Below are 23917 nucleotides of genomic sequence, written 5' to 3' on the forward strand. Positions count from 1 at the left end.
CTACAGGACGGCGGAATATACAATTAAAAATCGTGTTTTTGAAATGTTTCTAGAGCGAAAGCAGGTGACGATAGAGCTTCATCATGTCGTCGGCCATGACAGGCGTTGAAAATTTCGCCTTGAAGCTGTCGGGGCGGGGCATCACCCGTTTTCCCCAGTCCGGGTTCTCGGCATCCTTGACCATTATCTTTGCCAGCGCATCGGCGTCTCCAGCCGGAACGAGCGCCTCGCTGTCTTCTCCCAGAACCTCAGCTATGCCTCCAACATGCGAGGCGATGACGGTTTTCCCCGCAGCAAGCGCTTCCAGCACGATATAAGGCATCGCCTCGGCGCGTGAGGGAACGACAACAGTCGACGCCAGCGCGAATGCCTGTCTGGCGGGCATGGCGGCATGCATGGAAATTCGCTGCGAAAGTCCGGCCTTGGCGATCATATCAGCATATTTGTCCCTGTCCGGCCCATCGCCGACGATGACGCCGGACATGGGCTGGCCGATGCTGCGTTCCATCTTGGCAAATGCCTTGATGAAGACGTCGGGCCCCTTCAGATCACGCAACATGCCGATATAGAGAAAGCGCGCGGCCCCTTCGCGGGCGGGCACTGTTTCAAACTCGCTTTCCTGCACGCCGTTATAGATCATCGCCGTGCGGGTGCGTGGTTTGCCGACTTTGGTTTCGTAGGTTTCCTGTTCAAAATTGCAAACGAAACACAGGGCGTCGGTGAAATGCTCCTGAAACCGCTCGATACGCAGGAACAACTGCCCTTTAAGGCTTTTGCGATCGTAATGCAGGCTGCCGCCGTGCGGCGAATAGAGGCGGGCTACGCGATACTTGTTCACCCGCAACAGTGAGCCGATCAGCCGGGCCAGAGCGCCACCCTTGGCGCTGTGCCCATGCAAAATATCCGGCCGCAAACTTTTGATATGGTTGTAGGACTTAACGAGCGCCCATAGGTCGCCGGGGCTGATCGACCGCTTGATCGGCAGGCGGGTCAACCCTAGCTCCAGCATCGGGGCGATCTGCGCGAAAAGCCGTTCCTCATGCGCGCCGCCGGTCGAACTGTCACAGACGATGCCGACCTTGTGGCCCTGCTTGACGTGTTCTTCGATCAGGTCACGCACATGGCGGAACACGCCACCGACGGGAGAGCGGAAACAGTGAATGATGCGCAGGGGAGGACCGTCATCCGCCATGTCAGCCGCTCCGTTTTTCAGAAGAAGCGTTCACGCACATAGACCGTATCGCCCGCAAGAATTGGTGCGGTGATCCCGATCCGGCCGGTCATCACCTCGGTATTGATCTTGCGGGTGATATCGACATCGGCCTGATTGGCGCGTGGCGTGAAGCCGCCGGCGATGGCGATGGCGTTCTGCGCCGTCATGCCCGGCACGTAGGAATATTGGCCGGGACGGCCGACTTCGCCCATGATGAAGACGGGGCGATAACGATCGATCTCGATCGTCACATCGGGATCGCGCAGATAACCCTGGCGCAATTTGGCGGCAATGGCAGCTTCGAGCTGCGGCAGCGTCTTGCCTCGGGCGGGAACCTGACCGACGAGCGGGAAGGCGACATAGCCGGCCTGATCGACCGTATAGGTATTTGTCAGCCCGGTCTGTTCGAACACGTTGATGCGCAGCCTGTCGCCGCTATCGACATGATAGGGCTGCAGGGCGCCCTCATGAAACGCCTTGGGCGCAGGTTGATATGCCGCGCAACCGGAAAGGGCCGTTAGAACGGCAAGCGTCAGTGCGGTGACATGTCGTGATCCGGCGAGCGGCATCTCATCTGGCTCCGAGTCGAACTATGAGCATTCTTATCGTTCTGTTAGGGTTAATGGGCGGTAAACAGCCAGTCGCAAGGATGGTAATATCGGCTTTATTTCGTCGGCTTCGTCACAATTAACTGTTGTGTTACCGGAAAGACTTAAACTTCGCGAAAATTGGCCCTCTATATTTGAGCGCCCGAGGTGTGTCTCGGTTACGGAGCCCGTATGAACGGCGATCGCATTGATGACAGGGATGTGGATATCGATCTCGCGCGGCTCGTCGCTGCCATATGGCAGCGCAAGGGCAGGATAGCGGCGATCACGCTACTTGCCGGGGGCGCCGCCTTCGTTGTCGCAAGCATGATGTCGCCCGCGTACAAGGGCGAGGCGCGCGTCCTCATCGAATCGCGCGCGGCCTCCTTCGGTGCGTCGCAGCAGTCGAACGCGCCCGCCGAACCCGTGCTCGATGAATTGACCATCTCCAGCCAGGTGCAGATCCTGCAATCGGTCGACCTCATCAAGCAGGTCGCGAAAGATATGAAGCTTTATGAGCGGCAGGAGCTTGACCCGGCGGCGCGTCCTTCTCTCGTCTCGAAGCTGCTGGTTGCTGTCGGCGTCAAGAAAGATCCGCAGCAGGTGCCGCCAGAGGAACGGATTCTGAAGGCGTTCCAGGAGAGGTTGCAGGTCTACCAGGTCGAAAGCTCGCGCGTCATCACGGTCGAGTTCTCGTCCGAGGACCCGATGCTTGCGGCAGCAGTCCCCAACGCGATGATGAAGGCCTATATCGCGCTGCAGAGCGGCGCGAAACTGGACACAAGCACGGAGGCGGCACGCTGGCTCGAGCCGGAAATCGTCAATCTGCGTGAGAAGGTTCGCGATGCGGACAGGAAGGTCGCGGATTACCGCGCCTCGTCCGATATTCTGTCGGCAGGGCAGGGCGAAACGCTCGCCACCCGGCAACTCAGCGATATCTCGACCGAACTTGGCCGTATCCGCGGGGAGCGGGCAAATGCGGAGGCGCGGGCAGAAGGCGTGCGCAACGCGCTTTCGAGCGGCCGGCCACTCGATACTTTTCCGGATGTCGTCGCCTCGCCGATGATCCAGAGACTGAAGGAAAGCGAGGCTGCCATGCGCAGCCAGATTTCCGATCTGTCTTCCTCGCTGCTGGAAGGCCATCCGCGTATCAAGGCGCTGCGCAGCCAAATTGACGGCATACAGCGGCAGATTCAGGAAGAGACCCGCAAGGTGCTCGCAAGTCTCGAAAACGAGGCCAATGTGTCCCGCCTGCGGGAGCGGCAACTGGTTCAGCAATTGAATGTGCTGAAAACGGAAAGTGTACGCGCCGGTGAGCAGCAGGTTGGCCTCAACGACCTGGAGCGCGAGGCCTCGGCCCAGCGCCAGCTTCTTGAAACCTATCTCGCCCGTTACCGCGAGGCGACGTCTCGCGCCGGTTCAGCCGAATCCACGCCCGCCGATGCCCGCGTGATTTCAACGGCAGTGGAGCCGCGCGAACCCTATTTCCCGAAGACCGGCGCCATCACCATCGTCGTCACGCTGGCGGCCTTCCTTCTCTCCTGCATCGTCGTCATGCTCGTGGAACTGTTCACCGGGCGGGCGTTGAAGCCGGTTGGCAAGACCCATGTCCCGCCGCTGTCCGATCCGCCACCGCCCGCCAAAGCGCGTGCTGACACGGATGAGACACCGGATACGCCGGAACAACCGCTTCCCGCACGTCAAGAGGAAGCGCCGCCTGCGGTTCGTTCCATGCCTGCCGCTGCGCGCCAGTCCATTGTCGAGCAGGAAGCGCAGATACCGGTCGCGGCCGTCGCTGCCACATCGGCCGTGCCGGTTGCAGACGCCGTGGCTGCGAAAGCGGACGCTGCGGAAGAAGAGATCGACAACGCCGACAATTTCTCGATCGACGCCGTCGCGGCCTTCCTCGCCACTCGTCTTGCCAAATCTGTGGCAGCGGTTGTGTCTCCAGCTGGTGATAGTGGTTCGACCACCACCGTCATGCTGGCGCGCGCCCTGTCCGAAATGGGCCGTTCGGTCGTTCTCGTCGATATGACGGCATCGGCCTGTCCGACGCGCCTGATGGCGCCTGAGACCGGACTGCCGGGCGTTATGGACCTTCTGGCGGGTGCCGCCGCCTTTGGCGAAACCATTCACGGCGACCGGCTTTCCGACGCCCATATCGTGCCGCGCGGCAATGCGCAGCCGCGTGAGGCCATGCGCGCCATCGACCGGCTGACCATGATCCTTAGCGCGCTTTCCGACGCCTATGACACGGTTCTCGTGGAGTGCGGCGCGGTGCAGATATCGAGCCTTGAGAAAATGCTGCGCAATCTGCCGGCGGAAATCGTTGTGTCCGTTCCCGGTAATGATAGCGAATTGCTGGAAAAGACCCTCGGAGAACTGGTTGCCCACGGCTACGAGCAGGCATTGCCGATGACCGGCATGCGCAAACCGGACCGTCTGAGCGCCGCCTGAGATGCCGCGGCCGATAACCGGTCAGTCGGCAGCGGGCGTTGCGTCCATGCTCGGCCGACCGGCGCGGAAACGCTGAATGAACGCATAGAGTGCCGGATTGGATTTGATCAGGCTCTTTGTCCGGGCAATGGCAACATAGGCAGAGGCCGCCGCGCGGCCCTTCAACGTCACCGGCAGGAAAATATCATGCTGTACGGTGAAAAGCGGACACCAGCTGCGCTTGTACGGCTGGTCACCGACGCCGAAATCGAAGATCGCCGCATTTTCACTGCAAGCCCGTTCGATCATCAGCCAGAACAGCAGCTCACCGGGGCTGATTTCCGCGAAGGTCTCGTCGATAGAACCGAACTGGCAGATGATGTGATCCTGCTTGCGCGAAAGGCCGGATATGGCAGCGATGAAACCTTCATTTTGACCATGCAGACGAATGGCGTGCAGTTCCAGAAGACTGTCTGTGCCGATCTCCGGAAAATTTGCGAGGTCATAGAAGAAGTCTTTTACCGATTGATCGCGAAAAACATCCGGAATGCCCTGCGATGCGAACCGGGCTGCCTTCTGCCGGAAAAACGTCTGCAATAATTCGCACTTTTCCCGTGGCGAACGGGCGATCACATGGCTGTAACCACCCATCTCCTCGGCTCTCCGGCTCTGGATGCGGAATTTCTTCCGGCGCCTCTTGGCGTTGATCTGCCGAAGCGTGGTCTCAAAATTTGCAAGTAAGGGAATCTGAAAGGCCGGGTTCTGGTTTTCGACGGACGCCAGATGCGAGAGCGGGTTGGTCCTGCCGCGCCAGATCAGCGGTATGTTCTGCAAGGCCAGAATATCCGCCTGGCCACGCAGCAGCTTTCGCGCTTCGCGGGCAATGGCTGCCGCCGTTTTGTGGCTGGCTGCTTCGGCGAAGGACCGGTCGAAAAGCCCGGTATTGATATTGTTGAAACGGCCGCCGGGAAAACGTGCCTTGCGGATGCCGCCTTCCAGAACGATTTCGAGCGGCAGCAGGAACACGGTCTTTCCGCTTTGCCTGCCGCGAATGATGAGGAGGCGTCTGTCCTGCGTTTGCGCCCAGATGGAGCACCAGCCGTAACCCTGATGCAGCGAATTGAGCGGGTCGCTCTCCAGCTGTTCCCAGTCGGCGCGGATGGTCGAGGCATCGTCGACGAGATCGATAGCCAGGCGATCGGCGCCCCGCCGCTCGTTTTGCACGGCGGCTGGTCCTTCACCCTCGCTGACTATGACCGGCGCTTCAGCCGCCATCCACGCTCTCCGGTTGTTTCGGTGAGACTATATCGTTGAGCGGCAAACAAGAGGTTTATAAAATTGCGACCTCTGGATGTCCCGTAGAAGGCAGGTGCCTATCCCTGCTTTTTGGAGCCGGCCATCCATTTGATGACCAGCATGGCGGGCAGTATCCACAAAAGCCCACTCAGCACGAAGTAGGCAAGATGCACCCACCACGGCGATTGCGCCAGCGTCGCCGACGCGATGGCCGTCGCCGCCACGGCGTAGATGACGACGAGGCAGATGATGACGATGGTGCCAATGAGCGATCTGAGGCGAGGGTGCATGAAATCTTCCATAACCGAGCATGTATCCCAAAAGTGTCATCGGTTTTGGGGAAAAGACATGCGTAAAACAAAAAATCTAGATCGTCTTGGTGATTCGAAGAAGAGACAGGACGATCTAATGTCTGGCGCAACTATACCGCCGCGACCGGATGCCGCAAACCCTGAGGCCTTGTTTTGTGGTGCCGGTTGGGGCTAATCAACATGACTGTATGATGGAGACCTCAAAGATGCGTTCGAGCGGCATGACGATGGCAAATGGTTCTGCGGAAATGGTGGTGGAGGCTGCCCTGCAGAAACAGGAGAAGGATCGCCGCCTGCTGCGCATCTGGCTGCGCGTCGTTCTCTTCACGCTGTTCTGTCTCGTGCTTGTCGGCGGCGCCACGCGGCTGACCGAGTCTGGCCTGTCAATTACCGAATGGAAGCCGATCCACGGCGCCATTCCGCCGCTTTCCGTTGCCGAATGGGAAGAGGAATTCCAGCTCTACAAGCGTATTCCCCAATATCAGGAAATCAACCGGGGCATGTCGCTTAATGAGTTCAAGACGATCTTCTGGTGGGAGTGGGCGCATCGACTGCTTGCCCGCGCCATCGGTCTCATCTTCGCCCTGCCGCTCGCCTTCTTCTGGCTGACCGGCCGCATCGAAAGGCGCTCGCGCCTGCCGCTCATCGGCCTTCTGGGGCTTGGCGGCTTTCAGGGCTTCGTCGGCTGGTGGATGGTGTCCTCCGGCCTCGTCAACCGTACGGATGTCTCGCAATATCGCCTGGCAACGCATCTGACGATCGCATGCCTCATCTTTGCGGGCTGCATGTGGATATTGCGCGGCCTGTCGCACCATTCGCCCGATGCTGCCAATGAAACGACCGGCCGCCGTTTTGCCGCACTGCTGACCTTCCTCTGTCTGTTCCAGATTTATCTCGGCGCGCTGGTGGCGGGGCTGAATGCCGGCCTGTCCTACAACACGTGGCCGCTGATGGACGGCTCCCTGGTGCCCGGCGATCTTTTCCTGCAACAGCCCTGGTGGATCAACCTGTTCGAAAACCCGAAGACGGTGCAGTTCGTCCACCGCCTCGGCGCCTATACGCTGTTTGCCGCCACGCTGTGGCATATGGTGTCCTTGGCTCGCGCCGTGCCCGGCACGCCGCATGCCCGCCGCGCCGTACTGTTCTTCGTGTTGATCTCCATTCAGGCGGCGCTCGGCATCACCACGCTTCTGATGCATGTGGATATTCATGTGGCGCTCGCCCATCAGGGCATGGCGCTGCTCGTGCTTGGTTTTGCAGTCGCCCATTGGCGAGGCTTCCTCGGCGAATACCCGGCACCTCTCGCGGTTGAGATCAGGGACTGAAAACCCTTAAAATTGCTTCAGGACAGACTTGATGGTTGTCGCGACGGCCAGTTCGTCGTCGCGTTCGCGCGTGTTGCCATCTTCCTCGTGCCATGCCGCCGAAAGGCAGCCGTAGGCGAAGGCATATTGCAGAAGCACCCGTTCGTCCCGTTTGAGCGCTTTCGCAAAAATCGACGCCATGGAGGCGATGCGTGCCTCGCTGCGTGTCAGATCGAAGCGGTCGAGCGGATTGGAGAACATGTTGGCGACGTCGAGTGCTTCATCGCCGATCAGGCCTGCCGGGTCGATGATGATCCAGCCACGCGCACTGCGCATGATGTTTTCGTGATGCAGATCGCCGTGCAGCGGTCGAATATTGCTTTGGTGCCCGATAAGCTCCTCAGCAAGCGAAGCGGCTTCGATATAGGGGCTGTCGGTGCCTTCGCTGCGATCGTGCTCGGCTTTACGGAACAGACTTTCGAAATATTGCGGCAGCGTCAGCAGGCTTGCTGGTGGCGTCTGCGTTGAAGGCTGGTGATAGTGAAGGAGAACATCGGCGGCGATTGCTGTCGTGGCATCATCGTCGCTGTCGCGGAACAGCACGTCGCGCAGCGTCTCATTGCCGGCATGTTCCATGAGCAATATGTCGTCGGAGCGATCGAGCAGCTTCACGCAGCCGACACCCGCCCGCCATTCGATGAAATCCGCCCCGCGAAGGCTGTCTTTCAGAACCTTTTGTTTAAGTACCTTGGCGATGGCAAGGGAACCATTGCCAAGTCTGACTTCGTAAACCACCCCGGCCGGCGTATCGGCGATCTGTTTTCCGGCCTCGATATTCCACGAGGCCGGAAAAAAGGGGATAGCTCGGCTCACGCAGAAAGCCTCATGCCGAGAGCATCAGCTCCATGTTCTGGACAGCCGCACCCGATGCGCCCTTGCCGAGATTGTCGAGCAGCGCGACGAGATTGATGTGTTCGCCGCCCGGCGTGCCGAAGACGAACAGCTTCATCGTGTCCTTGCCCGCCAGTTCCTCGGCATCGATGCGGGACAGCCCCTTGCTTTCGGCAAGCGGAACGACGCTGACGATGTCCTGTCCGGCATAATGGGCAGTGAGCGCGGCATGCACGGTCTCGATGGTCGCGCCGTCCTTGAGGTCGGCGGCAAACAGCGGAACCTGCACGATCATGCCCTGCGGGAAGCGCCCGACGGAGGGCGCAAACAGCGGCGCGCGGTCCAGCTGGCCGTGAATGGTCATTTCCGGCACGTGCTTGTGCGCAAGCGTCAGGCCATAGAGAAAATTATTGGCGCTGATCGCGTCGTCCCGGCTCTGATCTTCCATCTGCGCGATCATCTGCTTGCCGCCGCCGGTATATCCGGACACGGCGTTGACGCTGACGGGATAACCATCGGGCAGAATGCCGGCGGCGCGCAACGGACGCAGAAGGCCGATCGCGCCGGTCGGGTAGCAGCCGGGATTGGCGACGAAGCGGGCGGAACGAACCTTTTCGCCCTGTTCCTTGTCCATTTCGGCAAAACCGTAAGCCCAGTCCTTATGGATACGATAGGCTGTCGAGGTGTCGATGATGCGGACATTGTTGTTGCCTGCCACCATGGTGACAGCTTCCCTGGAAGCATCATCCGGCAGGCAGAGAATCGAAATGTCGGCGTTGTTGAGCATGTCCTCGCGGATAGCGGCGTTGCGGCGCTCGGCTTCGGGAATGGACAGCAACTCGATATCGCGGCGACCAGCAAGGCGCGTGCGGATCTGCAGACCCGTTGTGCCGTGTTCGCCATCGATGAAGATCTTCGCTGTCATGTCCTTGTCCTGACTTTTCAGAGGGTTGCGAGGGTAATCGGATTCAGTTTGCTAAGCGCCCGGGCGTCGGTTCAGCCGGCCTTCGCCAGCCGTTCGGCGCGCAGGCCAAGCATATACATTGCAACGGTCGCTCCGGCAATGGCGGTGATATCAGCATGGTCGTAAGCGGGCGCGACCTCCACCACATCGGAGCCGCGAATATCCAGCTGGCCGAGCCCGCGAAGAACGGACAATATCTTGGCGCTGGTGGGCCCACCGGCCACAGGCGTACCGGTTCCGGGCGCGAAGGCTGGATCGAGGCAATCGATATCGAAGGTCAGATAGGTGGGCATGCCTGCCGTGTGCTTGATGATAAGCGAGGCGATGTCGCTCGCCCGCATCTCCTCCACCTCGTAACCGTGGAGAATGCGGATACCGAAATCCTCAGGCGCATGAGTGCGAATGCCGATCTGGATCGAGCGGTCTGGATCGATCAGGCCGTCGCGCACGGCGCGGGCCACGAAGGAACCATGGTCAATGCGTTTGCCGTCGTCGAACCAGGTATCCTGATGCGCATCGAAATGCACCAGCGCCAGCGGGCCGTGCTTTGCCACATGCGCCTTCAGCAGCGGCCAGGTGATGAAATGGTCGCCGCCAAGCGTCAGCAGATAATCCGTCTTTGAGATGATCTTGCGCGCTTCCTTTTCGATCGTATCAGGCGTTTTCCAGTGATTGCCGTAGTCGAGCAGGCAGTCGCCATAGTCGATGGTCGGCATATGGGCGAAAAGATCGCGGGCGAAGGGATATTGCGGGTCGTTGTCGAAAATCGCGGAAGCCCGGCGGATCGCCTGCGGCCCGAAGCGTGCACCCGGCCGGTTGGATGTCGCCGCATCGAAGGGGACACCCCAGACGGCCGTCGATACGCCCTTGAGGTTCTTGGTATATTTGCGCCGCATGAAGGAGAGGACGCCCGCATGGGTCGGGTCAGTTGCAGCTGATGTCAGCGTGGCGGCGGTGAAGGCATGGTCGATGGTTTTTGATGGCATTGATCACCCCATTGCGGTTCGCGCTGAGGGTGCTGTCTTCTCGCCGAAAAAACAAGGAGGATGGCAATGAAAAAAGGCGGAGTCGAAGCTCCGCCTTTCGAAGTTTTGAACGAACGGTTCCGAAAAGCGATTAGCGCTTAGAGAACTGGAACGAACGGCGGGCCTTGGCCTTACCGTACTTCTTACGCTCGACAACGCGGCTGTCGCGGGTCAGGAAGCCACCCTTCTTCAGAACGGCGCGCAGGCCCGGTTCGAAGTAGGTGAGGGCCTTGGACAGACCGTGACGAACGGCACCGGCCTGACCGGACAGACCACCACCGGCAACGGTAGCGATGATGTCGAACTGGCCCGTGCGTGCAACGGCAACGATCGGCTGCTGAAGGATCATCTGCAGAACCGGACGTGCGAAATACGTGGTGAAATCGCGGCCGTTGATGATGATCTTGCCAGAACCCGGCTTTACCCATACGCGGGCAACGGCGTTCTTGCGCTTGCCGGTCGCGTAGGAGCGGCCGAGAGTGTCAACCTTGCGGACGTGCACGGGAGCAGAAGCTTCCGATGCAGGGGCGAGGTCTTTCAGAGAGGAAAGATCGGCCATTATCAGGCGCTCCTTACGTTCTTCTTGTTGAGCACGGCTACGTCGAGAACGACGGGCTGCTGTGCTTCGTGCGGGTGGTTCGAGCCAGCGTAAACGCGCAGGTTCTTCATCTGACGACGGCCGAGCGGGCCGCGCGGGATCATGCGCTCGACGGCCTTTTCAACGACGCGCTCCGGGAAGCGACCTTCGATGATCTGGCGAGCCGTACGCTCCTTGATGCCACCCGGGTGACCGGTGTGCCAGTAGTACTTCTTGTCGGAGTACTTGTTGCCGGTGAAGGCAATCTTTTCCGCGTTGATGACGATGACGTTGTCGCCATCATCGACGTGGGGGGTGTAGGTGGCCTTATGCTTGCCGCGCAGGCGGGTTGCAATGATGGTGGCGAGGCGACCAACAACGAGGCCTTCGGCGTCGATGATGACCCACTTCTTCTCCACCTCAGCAGGCTTCTGAACGAAAGTAGACATGGATTTCACTTTCTAACGTGGACCCGTCATCCTCTTTTAAAGTAAGAGCATACGGGCGTTTCTTGTTGCTTGGTTTGGTCACCCGAAGGCGACCGCAAATGACCATATTCCCTTTGGAATCCGATCTGGCGCGCTTATACGGTGTGCTGGATGAAGCGTCAATATGACGGATTTTGCTGACTGTAAAAATAAATCAATAAAAACAATTAGTTATTTGTGTGGTATTATTTTACCCCATAGATTTGCCTGTTTCATCCCAGTCGCATGACCAGAACACCCGCTGCGATGATGCCGCCAGCGAGATAACGCCAGATGCTGGCGCGTTCTTTGAGGATGACGACGGAGATCACCAGCGCAAACAGAATTGAGGTTTCGCGCAGCGCCGCGACGACGGCGACGGGGGCCTTGGTCATGGCGTAGAGCGCCAGCCCGTAGGAGAGGATGGAGCCGCCGCCGCCGATCAGGCCGCGCCACCAGTTTCGCCGCACATGCTGCGTAACCACGCTTACGCCACGCTGGTAAAAGGCGAAACCGAAGAGGAGGACGGGCGGCAGAAGCGACATCCACAGCGTATAGGAAATCGCATTGCCGGAAAGCCTTGCGCCGACGCCATCAACGAAGGTGTAGGAGGCAATCACGAAGGCGTTGATGAGCGCGACAATGATCGCCTTTCCGCCGCCGCGTCGCGCCTCGAAGGCAAGCGTCAGGATGCCGCTGGAAATGATGGCAATCCCGGCAAGCGCAAGCGGGCTTAAAATCTCGCTGAGGAAAAGGCTGCTCGTCGCTGCGACGATCAGCGGTGCCACGCCACGCATGACGGGATAGACGAGGCCGATATCGCCGATCGTATAGGCAGCTGCGACAAGGCGGAAATAGGCAAATTGCAGAAAAGCCGAGGCGATGAGGAACGGAATGGCCACCGGCGCGGGAAACGGCAGGAAGGGCAGAAAGGGTAAAGAACAAGCTGCGGCGCCCGCCGCGATCAGCGAGGCGTCCAGCGACTTGTCGGATCCGGATTTTACCAGCGCATTCCATCCGGCATGCAATATCGCGCCCAGAAGCACCAGAATTAGAATGTCAAATGTCACAATAGAGACTCGCTCATGGGCTATTCTAGGCAACTTACAGCATCGGCTTGAAAACCGGAATCCATTTTCCGTGGTGGCTATGCGAGGCGCAAATCCTCCTGTCGTAAGCGGCTGCTTCTTTGCAGATTATGACGCGTGTCAAGTTTCGGGTTTGTGCGGGTTGCGGGGTGGAGTGGGCAACTGTGCGAGAGGCGATATGCGGCCGTGCTCACTATTTCATCAGCAGGACAGACGCGCCGATGCCGGATGCACAGCTTATGGTTTTGCTGTGGAACGTGTTTTTTCAAAAAATGCGGCCGATTGCGGCGATTATTCCTGCTCAAAATTGCCCATATCCAGAGGATGAAACTGTAACAATCAAGCGAGCACATACAGGCTCATAATGAAAAGAAGTTTCAATTCATTACTGAATGGCCGGCTACAACGTTACAGTTTTACCCATAAGTTGATTTATAGAATAACTTTCTGAAAATTAGATACGCCTAATGCATCGGTGAACGGAATGAAAACAAACAGGAGACGAAGGGCGCATAAGATGCACGCAAATGTTGTTTCAGCAAACGTTCATCGAAATGTATGCTTTTGCAAAACTGGATAAAAATACTCAGCACAACGCCGCTTAAGGTATTTTTGTGAAATCATTTTGCGCGAACCTAGTTGTACTTTCGTGACACCACGAGCCCGTCTTGTTCAATATTTTCATTCGGGTAGGGGTTCAAGAGAACGATGGGGGTTCCTAGATTTAGGAAAGCGGCCGCAAAAAAGCGGTGCGAAAAGCTCGTCCGCGGATTTATGCGGGAGAGGCAATTCTCGCTGGGCCATTGAGCGTCGAGCCGGCGCATGAGGTCCTTGAACCGCGCGATATGGCAGAGGGAAAAGTTGACATGCAGCATGATACCTACGAACCGGATTACCTCAGAAAAATTCTGACGGATGTCAGGACCATCGCCCTGCTTGGCGCCTCTCCCAATCCGGATCGGCCGAGCCACGGCGTCATGCGCTTTCTGCTGTCCAAGGGTTACCGCGTGTTTCCGGTCAATCCCGGTCAGGCGGGCAAGGAGATCTTGGGGCAGAAGGTGTATGCGCGGCTTGCCGACATTCCCGAACCCGTTGATATGGTCGATGTGTTCCGGGCGCCGGAGTATTTGTCGGCAATTGTCGGAGAGGCGATATTGCTGCCGCAGCGGCCATCGGTGATCTGGGGCCAGCTTTCGGTCAGAGACGACAATGCGGCTGCCAAGGCCGAGGCCTACGGCATGAACGTGGTGATGGACCGTTGCCCCGCAATTGAGTATCCGCGTCTCAATATTGTGCGATAGTTGGTACGGATTGGACTTATCATTTGGCGGCAAGGCATTATGATCCCTCCAAAATATCATTGGAGGAAACATCATGCCGAGCAGCAATCCTGGGTTCTCAACGTTGGCCGTGCACGCGGGCGCACAGCCCGATCCGACCACCGGTGCGCGCGCGACGCCGATCTACCAGACAACGGCCTATGCCTTCCGTGACGCCGATCACGCCGCCGCGCTGTTCGGATTAAAAGAGTTCGGCAATATCTACACGCGCATCATGAACCCCACCCAGGCGGTTCTGGAGGAGCGTGTCGCAGCGCTTGAAGGCGGCACGGCGGCACTTGCCGTTGCATCCGGTCACGCCGCGCAATTGCTGGTCTTCCACACATTGCTGCAACACGGCGACAATTTCGTCGCGGCACGCCAGCTTTATGGCGGCTCCATCAACCAGTTCGGCCACGCCTTCAAGGGTTTCGACTGGCAGGTGCGCTGGGCCGATGCGGCTGATCCGGCAAGTTTCGAACGGCAGATCGACGACCGCACACGCGCCATCTTCATCGAAAGCCTCGCCAACCCGGGCGGCACATTCGTGGATATCGCCGCGATTGCCGATGTCGCCCATCGTCACGGCCTGCCGCTCATCGTCGACAACACCATGGCAAGCCCCTATCTGTTGCGGCCGCTGGAACATGGCGCGGATATCGTATTGCATTCGTTGACGAAATTCCTCGGCGGCCATGGTAATTCCATGGGTGGCATCATCGTCGATGGCGGCACTTTCGACTGGTCGGCCACGGATAAATATCCGTCGCTGTCGCAGCCCCGCCCGGAATATTCCGGCGTCGTGCTGCACCAGACCTTCGGCAATTTCGCCTTCGCGATTGCCTGCCGCGTTCTTGGCTTGCGCGATCTCGGCCCGGCGATCTCACCCTTCAATGCCTTCCTCATCCTCACAGGCATAGAGACCCTGCCGCTGCGCGTTCAGCGCCACTCCGACAATGCGCTGGCCGTTGCCAAATGGCTGAAGGCGCACCCTAAGGTCGGCTGGGTGCATTATGCCGGGCTTGAGGATAGCGACAACTACGCAATCCAGCAGCATTATTCGCCAAAGGGCGCGGGTTCCGTCTTCACCTTCGGCATCAAGGGCGGTTATGCCGCCGGCAAGGCGCTGGTGGAAGGTCTGCAACTCTTCTCCCATCTCGCCAATATCGGCGATACCCGCTCTCTCGTCATCCACCCGGCTTCCACGACACATGCGCAGCTGACGCCGGAACAGCAGACGGCGGCGGGTGCCGGACCGGATGTCGTGCGACTCTCGATCGGCATCGAGGATGTCAAGGACATCATCGCCGATCTCGAACAATCGCTTGCGAAGCTCTGAGAGACCGGGGTCGTCATGACGAATTTTCTCGCATTCGAAGATACACGAACCGCTACGGCCGGTGATGTCGAGGCGGAGGTGGAGCACAGTGCACCCGCGCCGGAAAGGCTGATTTCCGGCGACCCCAGATTCACCACGTGGAATCTGGAGGAAGCGCCCGGTGGCATCTATGCCGGCATCTGGCAGTCGACGCCCGGCAAATGGCGGGTGGTCTATGACGAATGGGAATATTTCAACATTCTCGAGGGTCACTCGATCCTGACCGAGGATGGCGGATCCCCGCGCGACCTGAAACCGGGCGACAGGCTGGTGCTGCGGCCGGGCTTCAAGGGAACCTGGGAGGTCGTCGAAACGACCCGCAAGGATTATGTCATCCGGTTGTAGGGACCGGATGACTTTTATAGGTCCATCGCCGGGATAAAGGTTGTTCCCGGCGTGGCTGTCACCAGCTGAGATCGAGCCGTTCCAGACCATGGAAGTGATAGACGTCCTTGACCCTGGGTGGCTCGGCAATCTTCAGGCCCGGCAGGCGCTTGAAAAGCAGAGGCAAGGCTAGGTTCAGCTCCAACCTTGCCAGCGGCGCGCCAATGCAGAAATGGATGCCGGCGCCGAAGGAGACGTTGGCGCCTTCGTTCCGGTCCGGCCTGAATGCCAGGGGATCGGAAAACTTGGCCGGATCGAGATTGGCCGCCGCCAGAATGAGGCTGACCTTGTCGCCGCGTTTGAATTCCACGCCATCGATCTCGACCGGCTCCAGAACCCAGCGCTGGAAAATATGGACGGGCGCGCAGATGCGCAGTGTTTCTTCCACCGTGCGTTCCGTTGCCGTCTCGTCGTGGAAAAGTATGTCAGGCGAAATGCCGCTTTCCAGAATGATGCGCACGGAATTGCCGATCTGGTGCACCGTCGCCTCGTGCCCGGCGTTCAACAGAACGATGGTGGTCGAGATCAGCTCGTCGTCGGTCAGATACTGGCCCTTGTGCTCCGTATGGATCATGTGGCTCAGCAGATCGTCTTTCGGCTCCGCCCGGCGCTCCGCGATCACACTGCGCACATAGTCTGAAAACTCACGTGCGGCCTTGTCGGCCAGAAGCTCGTCCTCGGGCGTGCGCTTGAACATGTACATGCCGACATAGGCATGTGACCATTTCAGAAGCTGCGGCCCCATTTCCTCGGGAATGCCGATCATGCGTGCGATCATCGTCACCGGGATGATGTCGGCATAGGAAGAGAGCAGTTCCGTCTCGCCGTTTCGTTCGAAGGCGTCGATCAGCCGGTTGGCGAGTTCCTCTATTTCCGGCTTCATCTTGTCGACATGCCGCGAAACGAAGGCGCGGTTGATGAGGGTGCGCAGCCGCGTGTGTTCCGGCGGCTCCAGTTCCAGAAGCGAATGCTGCTCGGCGGCGTCGAAATGCTTCACATGCTCGAGCGGCTCTGCCAGACCGATCTCCTCGCGGCTCGCGACATGCAGGATCTGCCGTCCAAACCGGCGGTCGCGCAGGAGGGCGCTGACATGGTCGTATTCGGTGAAAAACCACTGCTTCTGCTCTTCCCAATAGAAAGTGGGACATTGGGCATGCAGGGCAGCATAGACCGGGTTCGGATCGTTGTAGAAAGCCGGATTGCGTGCATCGAGTGAAACACGACGCGTGTCGGGATCGATTTTGAGAAAGGGAAATGTCGCTGTCATGTCCATGGTTTATTCCGCGCGCCGCACTTTGGGAAGGGCGTGAAAATGCCGTTCCATGTGTTTATTCGCATGTCACTGTGTGGTTACTTTGTCACCGGTTGGCGATGGCCGCTATCCGGTTCAGCGCCGCAACCTGCCGGTTGGCATTGTTGTCCATCGGGTTTTCGTTCCGGTCCGGAGAGGGGACGACGACATTGGCTGAATTGACGTGGATCACGGTCCGGTTGCGGCCGGCCTTCTTGGCCGCGTAAAGCGCACGGTCGGCCTCCGTCATCATCACGCTCAGGTCCGCGTCCTTGATCATGGCTTCGGATATGCCGACGCTGGTCGTGACCTCGATGTTTTCGCCACGTGCGCTGATCTTCGAAAGGCGCAGATTGCTGCGGATGGCTTCCGCAAGCGTCACGGTGCTGGAGGGGCTTTCCACTTCGGCGACGAGCGCGAATTCTTCGCCGCCCATCCTGACGAACAGGCCGCGCTCACCGATGACCCGCTGCGCCATATTGCAAAAATACACGAGCACCGCGTCGCCCGACTGATGGCCGTATTTGTCGTTGATCTTCTTGAAATGGTCGATGTCGAACAGCACCAGCGCCACATAGCGGCTGGAGGCAGGTGACCTTTTTTTGATGTGTTCGAACTCTTCCATAAGACCGCGCCGGTTGAGGACGCCGGTCAGATGGTCGGTCATGGCCAGCCGGTGCAGGCGGATTTCGGTGTCTTCCATGATGATCTTGGCGCTGAGCATGACGATGACGGTGAAACCGAGAATGCCTGAAAAGGCGAGCGCCGCCGTCAGCGGAATGGCGTTGGGGGAGGCGACATTGATGGGAATGACGATGGATGCCACCAGAGCCCCGCAAAATGACTGCAGGATGAAGATGGCCGCCAACACCTTGCGGCTGAGCGACGCGCGTGCCTTGCTGGCCAGAAGTACGCCGGCCAGCATGAAATAACCGGTGGCCGCACAGGCGTGATAGAGCAGGATGCGCGAGACCATGCTTTCGCGCACGGGGGTGATGAACATGCCCGCCACCCATAAAAGTGCCGGAATGGCGATCCAGCCGGCGGGCTTGCGCTGTTCGAAAGACAGGAGACCGGCAAGCCAGAAGCTGAAAGCCGAAAGGGCAAGAGCGTTACCGACCTCGATTGACAGGAAGTTGGGAATATCGCCGCGCAGCGCCACCATCACCGTGCCGACGCTGGTGGCGGCGAAACCGGCGGCGAAATAGATATTGTGCCGGCGGGCAGGGCGGTGCAGCCACAGGGTTCCCAACAGGAGGGCGAGCGTCAGCGTTTCCGACGCCCAAAGCAGCATGCCCGTCTTTGCATCCAGCATTGCAAAATCCTATCTGCGCTATCATGCCGTAAAAGCGGGTTCGCGGCACGATGTGCGCAATGCCCGCCGAATTGGTGGAGATGCCATTTCGCCTCAAAAGAGGCTCCCGCCCCCTGACGGGAAACCGGAAATTCGCGGACGTAGTATCAGCCGCAAATACCTAACGAGTTCTTGCCAGTGAGAAGTTATATCTGGGCAACACACCGGTTTTTGCGTTTGCGGTTTGCTCCTGTTAAAAAAATAATGCGGGCGACAGAGAATGGTCCGGCTGGCATCGGCTTGTCCGTAGCCGTCACCCCGCGGGTGGAAAACGCCCGCAAACGGTTAAGGATATGCGGCTTCGTGTCTTGAAGTACCGGGCAGGGACACTCTATGTAGGGAGAACGAAGGTTAGAAGTGATTCCGGAGCGGTTTTCCGCGAAGGGCAGAGTTTGACAAAGGACGGACATGAAAAATCCAGTTGATACCGCCATGGCTCTGGTGCCGATGGTCGTAGAGCAGACCAATCGCGGCGAACGCTCCTATGACATATTTTCCCGTCTTCTCAAGGAACGCATCATTTTCCTCACCGGACCGGTGGAAGACCAGATGGCCTCGCTCGTCTGCGCGCAGCTGCTTTTCCTCGAGGCTGAAAACCCGAAGAAGGAAATCGCGCTCTATATCAATTCGCCGGGTGGCGTCGTAACCGCCGGCATGGCCATCTACGATACGATGCAGTTCATCCGCCCTGCCGTTTCGACGCTTTGCGTCGGCCAGGCCGCATCCATGGGCTCGCTGCTTCTGGCCGCTGGCGAAAAGGGAATGCGTTTCGCAACTCCGAACGCCCGCATCATGGTGCATCAGCCCTCCGGCGGCTTCCAGGGTCAGGCTTCGGATATCGAGCGTCACGCCCGCGACATCATCAAAATGAAGCGTCGCCTTAATGAAGTCTACGTGAAGCACACCGGCCGTACGCTGGAAGAGGTTGAAAAAACCCTTGATCGCGACCACTTCATGGATGCCGACGAGGCCAAGGATTGGGGTGTGATCGACAAGATCCTCACCTCACGCCAGGAAATGGAAGGCGCCGCCGCGAATTAAGGCGCGACGCTTTTTGACGGTTGTTTAACCCCGCAAAGTAATTTCGGGGCTTTCAACCGCAACAGAAAGCGATATTAGTATATATAAAGGCTGTGTTGAATTTTTATGACGTGGCCTTTGGTTTGATGGGGAATTCGTTGCAGCCGGTTGTCAGCTCATGTATCTGATACCGGTTAGTACCCCGGGAAACGAGGCGGATACGGCGATGCACCCAAGGGCGGCCGTATCGGCGGGCGGTAAGTTGACCGCGATCCGTTTGGCGGACCTGCGGCGTGCTGGAAGGAAAGTGATATGAGCAAAGTCAGCGGCAGCAACGGCGGCGACTCTAAGAATACACTCTATTGTTCATTCTGCGGCAAGAGCCAGCACGAAGTCCGGAAACTCATTGCCGGACCGACGGTATTCATCTGCGATGAATGCGTCGAATTGTGCATGGACATCATCCGCGAGGAGAACAAGACGTCGATGGTGAAGTCGCGCGAGGGTGTTCCCACCCCGCAGGACATCATCAAGATCCTCGACGAATACGTCATCGGCCAGAAGCAGGCGAAAAAGATCCTGTCGGTGGCCGTTCACAACCATTACAAGCGCCTCGCGCACGCCTCCAAGAATGGCGATGTCGAGCTTGCGAAGTCGAACATCATGCTCGTCGGTCCGACGGGTTGCGGCAAGACCTATCTTGCCCAGACGCTCGCCCGCATCATCGACGTTCCCTTCACAATGGCGGACGCAACGACGCTGACCGAAGCCGGTTATGTCGGCGAGGACGTGGAAAACATCATCCTGAAGCTGTTGCAGGCTGCGGATTACAATGTCGAGCGCGCCCAGCGCGGCATCGTCTATATCGACGAAGTCGACAAGATTTCCCGCAAGTCGGACAACCCGTCCATTACGCGTGACGTGTCGGGCGAGGGCGTTCAGCAGGCGCTTCTGAAGATCATGGAAGGCACGGTCGCTTCCGTTCCGCCGCAGGGCGGCCGCAAGCATCCGCAGCAGGAATTCCTGCAGGTGGATACGACCAACATTCTCTTCATCTGCGGCGGCGCGTTTGCCGGCCTGGACAAGATCATCTCGGCCAGGGGCGAAAAGACCTCGATTGGCTTCGGTGCGACCGTCAAGGCTGAAGACGATCGCCGCGTTGGCGAGGTGCTGCGCGAACTGGAGCCGGAAGATCTGGTGAAATTCGGTCTCATTCCGGAATTCATCGGCCGTCTGCCGGTTCTGGCGACGCTGGAGGACCTTGATGAGGATGCGCTGATCCAGATCCTGTCTGAGCCGAAGAACGCGCTGGTCAAGCAGTACCAGCGTCTGTTCGAGATGGAAGATGTGGAACTGACCTTCCACGAGGACGCGTTGCGCGAGATTGCCCGCCGGGCGATTACCCGCAAGACGGGTGCCCGCGGTCTGCGCTCGATCATGGAAAAGATCCTTCTGGATACCATGTTCGAACTGCCGACGCTGGAAGGCGTGCGCGAAGTGGTGATCTCCAACGATGTCGTCAGCGGCATCGCTCGCCCGCTCTACATCTATGCGGATCGTCAGGAAGAAAAGGCCAATGTTTCGGCTTGATTGACCGATCCGACGCTTTGATGAATTCAAAAGGCCCGCACTCGTGCGGGCCTTTTCTGTTGTGGCAGGTGCGAAACTTGCCGCTAACTTGGAGTAACCCGATTTTGCGTTTGGAGCGGATTGCGCTTTGCTGATAAAGTCTTAAAACTGATTTGCAGCGCGATATGACGGAAATGTGAATTACCGTCGGCGACCCGGTTCCTGATCCTGTGGGATAACCGGAAATGTCGGGAGTAATAGCCGGCGCTGTATTTGTTTGAATTTTACGGCCGTGCCGGTGCGCGGGGTCGTCTCTTCCGGTGACTTGAAATCGGCGTTTCGAAACTCCACTTTCAGTCTCGAGAAATGAATATGCCGGACGCCCCAAGACGTCAGGCAAAGTGTCCTGAAAGGGACCATGAAAGGAAATGATATGACGAACATCACGTCTGCGGCATCCGGCGGTATCTATCCGGTACTTCCCCTGCGCGACATTGTCGTTTTCCCGCATATGATCGTTCCCCTGTTCGTCGGGCGGGAAAAATCCATTCGCGCTCTAGAAGAGGTCATGGGCTCGGACAAGCAGATCATGCTTGTTACCCAGATCAACGCCAGCGATGACGATCCGTCCCCGGAAGCCATCCACAAGGTAGGTACGGTCGCCAACGTTCTCCAACTGCTGAAGCTGCCCGACGGCACCGTGAAGGTGCTTGTGGAAGGCAAGGGCCGCGCCCAGATCGAGGCCTATACCGACCGCGAGGATTTTTACGAAGCGTCTGCGACGCCGCTGCAGGAGCCTGCGGAAGACCCGGTTGAGATCGAGGCGCTGTCGCGTTCCGTCGTTTCGGAGTTCGAGAGCTATGTGAAGCTCAACAAGAAGATTTCGCCCGAGGTTGTCGGCGCTGCCGGCCAGATCGACGATTATTCGAAGCTGGCCGATACGGTTGCTTCGCACCTGTCGATCAAGATCACCGAAAAGCAGGAAATGCTGGAAACCGTCAGCGTGAAGCAGCGGCTTGAAAAAGCGCTCGGCTTCATGGAAGGCGAAATTTCCGTGCTTCAGGTCGAGAAGCGTATCCGCTCGCGCGTCAAGCGCCAGATGGAGAAGACGCAGCGCGAATATTACCTGAACGAACAGATGAAGGCGATCCAGAAGGAGCTCGGCGACGGCGAGGACGGTCGTGACGAGATGGCCGAACTGGAAGAGCGCATAGCCAAGACCAAGCTTTCCAAGGAGGCCAAGGACAAGGCCGAGGCGGAAATGAAGAAGCTTCGCCAGATGAGCCCGATGTCTGCGGAAGCGACTGTCGTGCGCAACTATCTGGACTGGCTGCTCAGCTTGCCTTGGGGCAAGAAGTCGAAGGTCAAGGTTGATCTCAACAGCGCCGAGGCGGTCCTCGATCAGGATCATTTCGGTCTGGACAAGGTCAAGGAACGCATCGTGGAATATCTGGCCGTGCAGGCGCGCGCTTCGAAGATCCGTGGCCCGATCCTGTGCCTCGTCGGTCCTCCCGGCGTCGGCAAGACCTCGCTTGCCAAGTCGATCGCCAAGGCGACCGGCCGCGAATATGTGCGTATGGCGCTGGGTGGTGTGCGTGACGAGGCGGAAATCCGCGGTCACCGCCGTACCTATATCGGCTCCATGCCGGGCAAGATCGTTCAGTCGATGAAGAAAGCCAAGAAGTCCAATCCGCTCTTCCTGCTCGACGAGATCGACAAGATGGGCATGGACTTCCGCGGCGATCCGTCTTCCGCACTGCTGGAGGTGCTCGATCCGGAACAGAACTCCACCTTCATGGACCACTATCTTGAAGTGGAATACGACCTGTCCGACGTGATGTTCGTGACCACGGCCAACACGCTGAACATTCCAGGTCCCCTGATGGACCGTATGGAAGTGATCCGCATCGCCGGTTACACGGAGGACGAAAAGCGTGAAATCGCCAAGCGTCACCTGCTGCCGAAGGCGATCAAGGAACATGCCCTGCGTCCGGAAGAGTTCTCGGTCAGCGATGACGCTCTGATGATCGTGATCCAGCAGTACACCCGCGAGGCGGGCGTGCGCAGCTTCGAGCGCGAGTTGATGAAGCTTGCGCGAAAGGCCGTGACTGAGATCATCAAGGGCAAGGTCAAGTCTGTGGAAGTCACCGCAGCCAATGTTCCGGATTATCTGGGCGTTCCGCGGTTCCGCCACGGTGAGGCCGAGCGCGAGGATCAGGTTGGTGTCGTCACCGGTCTGGCATGGACGGAAGTCGGCGGTGAGTTGCTCACCATCGAAGGCGTGATGATGCCGGGCAAGGGCCGCATGACGGTCACCGGCAACCTCAAGGAAGTGATGAAGGAATCCATTTCGGCAGCGGCATCCTATGTCCGCTCGCGCGCCGTGGACTTCGGCATCGAACCGCCGCGTTTCGACAAGAGCGACATCCACGTTCACGTTCCGGAAGGGGCTACCCCGAAGGACGGACCGTCTGCCGGTGTTGCCATGGCAACCGCCATCGTCTCCATCATGACCGGTATCCCGGTCTCCAAGGATGTGGCGATGACGGGCGAGATCACGCTTCGTGGTCGCGTGCTGCCGATCGGCGGCCTGAAGGAAAAGCTGCTTGCGGCGCTTCGCGGTGGCATCAAGAAGGTGCTCATCCCGGAAGAAAACGCCAAGGACCTGGCGGATATTCCTGATAATGTGAAGAACGAGATGGAGATCATCCCGGTTTCTCGCATGGGTGAGGTCATCAAGCACGCGCTGCTTCGCATGCCCGAGCCAATCGAGTGGGACGGCAGCATCGAAACGCCTGTTATCGCAACTGTCGACGGTGTCGACGAGGGCGGACAGACGATCGCACATTGATTGCCACGTCGTTGTGAAAGCCAGAATCGGTTTTCGCGACACCTGTGCATAGATTCAATGTGTTAGATGCCGAAAGGCGCGATGCTTCTTTGATGCTCGCAGAACTGGTGCGAAATTGGCACGTTTAAGGGAAAGGCCGGCAGAAATGTCGGCCTTTTTTGTGAAAAACCCCGCAGACCCCTTGTTTTTCAGGCGATTCCAGCGCTTTTGAGTTGCTGCGCGCGGATACAGACGTATTCTGCGCCGGCTTAATTTGAGTCGTTTCAAACCATTGAAAGGGGTGGAAACATGAACAAGAACGAGCTCGTCTCTGCTGTTGCCGAAAAGGCTGGTCTCACGAAGGCAGATGCTGCTTCCGCTGTTGATGCCGTATTCGAAACCGTACAGAACGAACTGAAGAGCGGTGGCGACATCCGTCTCGCTGGCTTCGGCAGCTTCTCCGTAAGCCGTCGTGAAGCCTCCAAGGGTCGTAACCCTTCCACGGGTGCTGAAGTCGATATCCCGGCTCGCAACGTACCGAAGTTTTCCGCAGGCAAGGGCCTGAAGGACGCCGTCAACTCGTAAGGTTTCCGAAAGGCCGTGACGTCCGGCG

General features: G+C 58.6%; 21 protein-coding genes. 9 read left to right on the forward strand and 12 right to left on the reverse strand.

The genetic code is table 11. The features are described from left to right. Positions 1 to 49: 49 nt before the first annotated feature. Together uppD and uppC are read right to left on the reverse strand one after the other, a co-directional pair. A complete protein-coding gene (uppD, locus tag CRP02_RS17260) occupies positions 50 to 1192 on the reverse strand; it encodes a polysaccharide biosynthesis type 4 glycosyltransferase UppD (protein WP_097171811.1) in 1143 nt (380 codons plus the stop codon). 17 nt (positions 1193 to 1209) lie between these two features. After that, the gene (gene uppC / locus CRP02_RS17265) at positions 1210 to 1782 is read right to left on the reverse strand and encodes a polysaccharide export protein UppC (protein WP_003512614.1); all 573 of its coding nucleotides are present in this window, start codon (positions 1780 to 1782) and stop codon (positions 1210 to 1212) included. A gap of 210 nt (positions 1783 to 1992) precedes the next feature. On the opposite strand from uppC, the gene uppB reads away from it, so the two are divergent. Then, positions 1993 to 4257 carry a polysaccharide biosynthesis protein UppB gene (uppB, locus tag CRP02_RS17270; RefSeq protein WP_097171812.1) on the forward strand — a complete coding sequence of 755 codons (2265 nt, stop codon included), beginning with the start codon at positions 1993 to 1995 and terminating at the stop codon, positions 4255 to 4257. A gap of 21 nt (positions 4258 to 4278) precedes the next feature. Here the strand turns inward: uppB and uppA are convergent, their stop codons facing one another. Both uppA and CRP02_RS17280 read right to left on the reverse strand, forming a co-directional pair. Beyond that, complete coding sequence (uppA, locus tag CRP02_RS17275; protein WP_097171813.1) at positions 4279 to 5511, reverse strand: polysaccharide biosynthesis GNAT family N-acetyltransferase UppA; 1233 nt, start codon at positions 5509 to 5511, stop codon at positions 4279 to 4281. A 98-nt stretch (positions 5512 to 5609) separates the two neighbouring features. Continuing rightward, positions 5610 to 5822 (reverse strand): DUF2842 domain-containing protein, encoded by a 213-nt coding sequence (locus CRP02_RS17280; RefSeq protein ID WP_045018742.1) that lies wholly within the window; start codon positions 5820 to 5822, stop codon positions 5610 to 5612. 227 nt (positions 5823 to 6049) lie between these two features. Between CRP02_RS17280 and CRP02_RS17285 the strand changes: the two genes are divergently transcribed. After that, complete coding sequence (locus CRP02_RS17285) at positions 6050 to 7168, forward strand: COX15/CtaA family protein (protein ID WP_097172825.1); 1119 nt, start codon at positions 6050 to 6052, stop codon at positions 7166 to 7168. 6 nt (positions 7169 to 7174) lie between these two features. Here CRP02_RS17285 and CRP02_RS17290 read toward each other — a convergent pair whose 3' ends face one another. The 6 genes from CRP02_RS17290 to CRP02_RS17315 form a co-directional block, all read right to left on the reverse strand. Further along, complete coding sequence (locus tag CRP02_RS17290; protein WP_097171814.1) at positions 7175 to 8020, reverse strand: aminoglycoside phosphotransferase family protein; 846 nt, start codon at positions 8018 to 8020, stop codon at positions 7175 to 7177. Between the two features lie 10 nt (positions 8021 to 8030). Next, a complete protein-coding gene (argC, locus tag CRP02_RS17295) occupies positions 8031 to 8963 on the reverse strand; it encodes an N-acetyl-gamma-glutamyl-phosphate reductase (protein ID WP_019565461.1) in 933 nt (310 codons plus the stop codon). Between the two features lie 71 nt (positions 8964 to 9034). Further along, positions 9035 to 9988, reverse strand: coding sequence for an agmatinase (gene speB, locus CRP02_RS17300; RefSeq protein ID WP_097171815.1), 954 nt, complete (start codon positions 9986 to 9988; stop codon positions 9035 to 9037). A 130-nt stretch (positions 9989 to 10118) separates the two neighbouring features. Further along, complete coding sequence (rpsI, locus tag CRP02_RS17305) at positions 10119 to 10586, reverse strand: 30S ribosomal protein S9 (RefSeq protein ID WP_003512631.1); 468 nt, start codon at positions 10584 to 10586, stop codon at positions 10119 to 10121. A 2-nt stretch (positions 10587 to 10588) separates the two neighbouring features. Then, complete coding sequence (rplM, locus tag CRP02_RS17310; protein WP_038490710.1) at positions 10589 to 11053, reverse strand: 50S ribosomal protein L13; 465 nt, start codon at positions 11051 to 11053, stop codon at positions 10589 to 10591. Positions 11054 to 11304: 251 nt separating this feature from the next. After that, positions 11305 to 12141 carry an EamA family transporter gene (locus tag CRP02_RS17315; RefSeq protein ID WP_097171816.1) on the reverse strand — a complete coding sequence of 279 codons (837 nt, stop codon included), beginning with the start codon at positions 12139 to 12141 and terminating at the stop codon, positions 11305 to 11307. A gap of 884 nt (positions 12142 to 13025) precedes the next feature. Between CRP02_RS17315 and CRP02_RS17320 the strand changes: the two genes are divergently transcribed. The 3 genes from CRP02_RS17320 (at position 13026) to CRP02_RS17330 (ending at position 15201) form a co-directional block, all read left to right on the forward strand. Then, entirely contained in the window at positions 13026 to 13460 is a 435-nt protein-coding gene (locus CRP02_RS17320) for a CoA-binding protein (protein WP_097172826.1), read from the forward strand. Positions 13461 to 13533: 73 nt separating this feature from the next. Continuing rightward, positions 13534 to 14817 carry an O-acetylhomoserine aminocarboxypropyltransferase gene (locus CRP02_RS17325; protein ID WP_035198148.1) on the forward strand — a complete coding sequence of 428 codons (1284 nt, stop codon included), beginning with the start codon at positions 13534 to 13536 and terminating at the stop codon, positions 14815 to 14817. 15 nt (positions 14818 to 14832) lie between these two features. Beyond that, positions 14833 to 15201, forward strand: coding sequence for a cupin domain-containing protein (locus CRP02_RS17330; RefSeq protein ID WP_097171817.1), 369 nt, complete (start codon positions 14833 to 14835; stop codon positions 15199 to 15201). 58 nt (positions 15202 to 15259) lie between these two features. On the opposite strand, the gene CRP02_RS17335 is transcribed toward CRP02_RS17330, so the two are convergent. Beyond that, positions 15260 to 16513, reverse strand: coding sequence for a cytochrome P450 (locus CRP02_RS17335; RefSeq protein ID WP_179784055.1), 1254 nt, complete (start codon positions 16511 to 16513; stop codon positions 15260 to 15262). A gap of 85 nt (positions 16514 to 16598) precedes the next feature. Beyond that, positions 16599 to 17846, reverse strand: coding sequence for a sensor domain-containing diguanylate cyclase (locus tag CRP02_RS17340; protein WP_097171818.1), 1248 nt, complete (start codon positions 17844 to 17846; stop codon positions 16599 to 16601). 447 nt (positions 17847 to 18293) lie between these two features. Here CRP02_RS17340 and clpP point away from each other — a divergent pair, with 447 nt between their 5' ends. The 4 genes from clpP (at position 18294) to hupB (ending at position 23889) form a co-directional block, all read left to right on the forward strand. Continuing rightward, positions 18294 to 18926, forward strand: a complete 633-nt coding sequence (clpP, locus tag CRP02_RS17345; RefSeq protein ID WP_003496491.1) for an ATP-dependent Clp endopeptidase proteolytic subunit ClpP — start codon at positions 18294 to 18296, stop codon at positions 18924 to 18926. 291 nt (positions 18927 to 19217) lie between these two features. Next, a complete protein-coding gene (gene clpX, locus CRP02_RS17350; RefSeq protein ID WP_003512644.1) occupies positions 19218 to 20495 on the forward strand; it encodes an ATP-dependent Clp protease ATP-binding subunit ClpX in 1278 nt (425 codons plus the stop codon). A 412-nt stretch (positions 20496 to 20907) separates the two neighbouring features. Next, on the forward strand, positions 20908 to 23325 hold the full coding sequence (gene lon / locus CRP02_RS17360) for an endopeptidase La (protein ID WP_003512645.1): 2418 nt from the start codon (positions 20908 to 20910) through the stop codon (positions 23323 to 23325). Positions 23326 to 23613: 288 nt separating this feature from the next. Continuing rightward, positions 23614 to 23889, forward strand: a complete 276-nt coding sequence (gene hupB / locus CRP02_RS17365) for a DNA-binding protein HupB (RefSeq protein WP_003496481.1) — start codon at positions 23614 to 23616, stop codon at positions 23887 to 23889. The last annotated feature ends 28 nt before the right edge of the window (positions 23890 to 23917 follow it).

Source organism: Rhizobium sp. AN5, assembly GCF_900215255.1.
In the GTDB taxonomy this organism is placed as follows: Bacteria; Pseudomonadota; Alphaproteobacteria; order Rhizobiales; family Rhizobiaceae; genus Agrobacterium; species Agrobacterium tumefaciens.

Coding starts and splice junctions, on each gene's coding strand:
- uppD (WP_097171811.1), bottom strand. CDS start 1,192: ATGGCGGATGACGGTCCTCCCCTGCGCATCATTCACTGTTTCCGCTCT.
- uppC (WP_003512614.1), bottom strand. CDS start 1,782: ATGCCGCTCGCCGGATCACGACATGTCACCGCACTGACGCTTGCCGTT.
- uppB (WP_097171812.1), top strand. CDS start 1,993: ATGAACGGCGATCGCATTGATGACAGGGATGTGGATATCGATCTCGCG.
- uppA (WP_097171813.1), bottom strand. CDS start 5,511: ATGGCGGCTGAAGCGCCGGTCATAGTCAGCGAGGGTGAAGGACCAGCC.
- CRP02_RS17280 (WP_045018742.1), bottom strand. CDS start 5,822: ATGCACCCTCGCCTCAGATCGCTCATTGGCACCATCGTCATCATCTGC.
- CRP02_RS17285 (WP_097172825.1), top strand. CDS start 6,050: ATGCGTTCGAGCGGCATGACGATGGCAAATGGTTCTGCGGAAATGGTG.
- argC (WP_019565461.1), bottom strand. CDS start 8,963: ATGACAGCGAAGATCTTCATCGATGGCGAACACGGCACAACGGGTCTG.
- speB (WP_097171815.1), bottom strand. CDS start 9,988: ATGCCATCAAAAACCATCGACCATGCCTTCACCGCCGCCACGCTGACA.
- rpsI (WP_003512631.1), bottom strand. CDS start 10,586: ATGGCCGATCTTTCCTCTCTGAAAGACCTCGCCCCTGCATCGGAAGCT.
- rplM (WP_038490710.1), bottom strand. CDS start 11,053: ATGTCTACTTTCGTTCAGAAGCCTGCTGAGGTGGAGAAGAAGTGGGTC.
- CRP02_RS17320 (WP_097172826.1), top strand. CDS start 13,026: ATGCAGCATGATACCTACGAACCGGATTACCTCAGAAAAATTCTGACG.
- CRP02_RS17325 (WP_035198148.1), top strand. CDS start 13,534: ATGCCGAGCAGCAATCCTGGGTTCTCAACGTTGGCCGTGCACGCGGGC.
- CRP02_RS17330 (WP_097171817.1), top strand. CDS start 14,833: ATGACGAATTTTCTCGCATTCGAAGATACACGAACCGCTACGGCCGGT.
- CRP02_RS17335 (WP_179784055.1), bottom strand. CDS start 16,513: ATGGACATGACAGCGACATTTCCCTTTCTCAAAATCGATCCCGACACG.
- CRP02_RS17340 (WP_097171818.1), bottom strand. CDS start 17,846: ATGCTGGATGCAAAGACGGGCATGCTGCTTTGGGCGTCGGAAACGCTG.
- clpP (WP_003496491.1), top strand. CDS start 18,294: ATGAAAAATCCAGTTGATACCGCCATGGCTCTGGTGCCGATGGTCGTA.
- clpX (WP_003512644.1), top strand. CDS start 19,218: ATGAGCAAAGTCAGCGGCAGCAACGGCGGCGACTCTAAGAATACACTC.
- lon (WP_003512645.1), top strand. CDS start 20,908: ATGACGAACATCACGTCTGCGGCATCCGGCGGTATCTATCCGGTACTT.
- hupB (WP_003496481.1), top strand. CDS start 23,614: ATGAACAAGAACGAGCTCGTCTCTGCTGTTGCCGAAAAGGCTGGTCTC.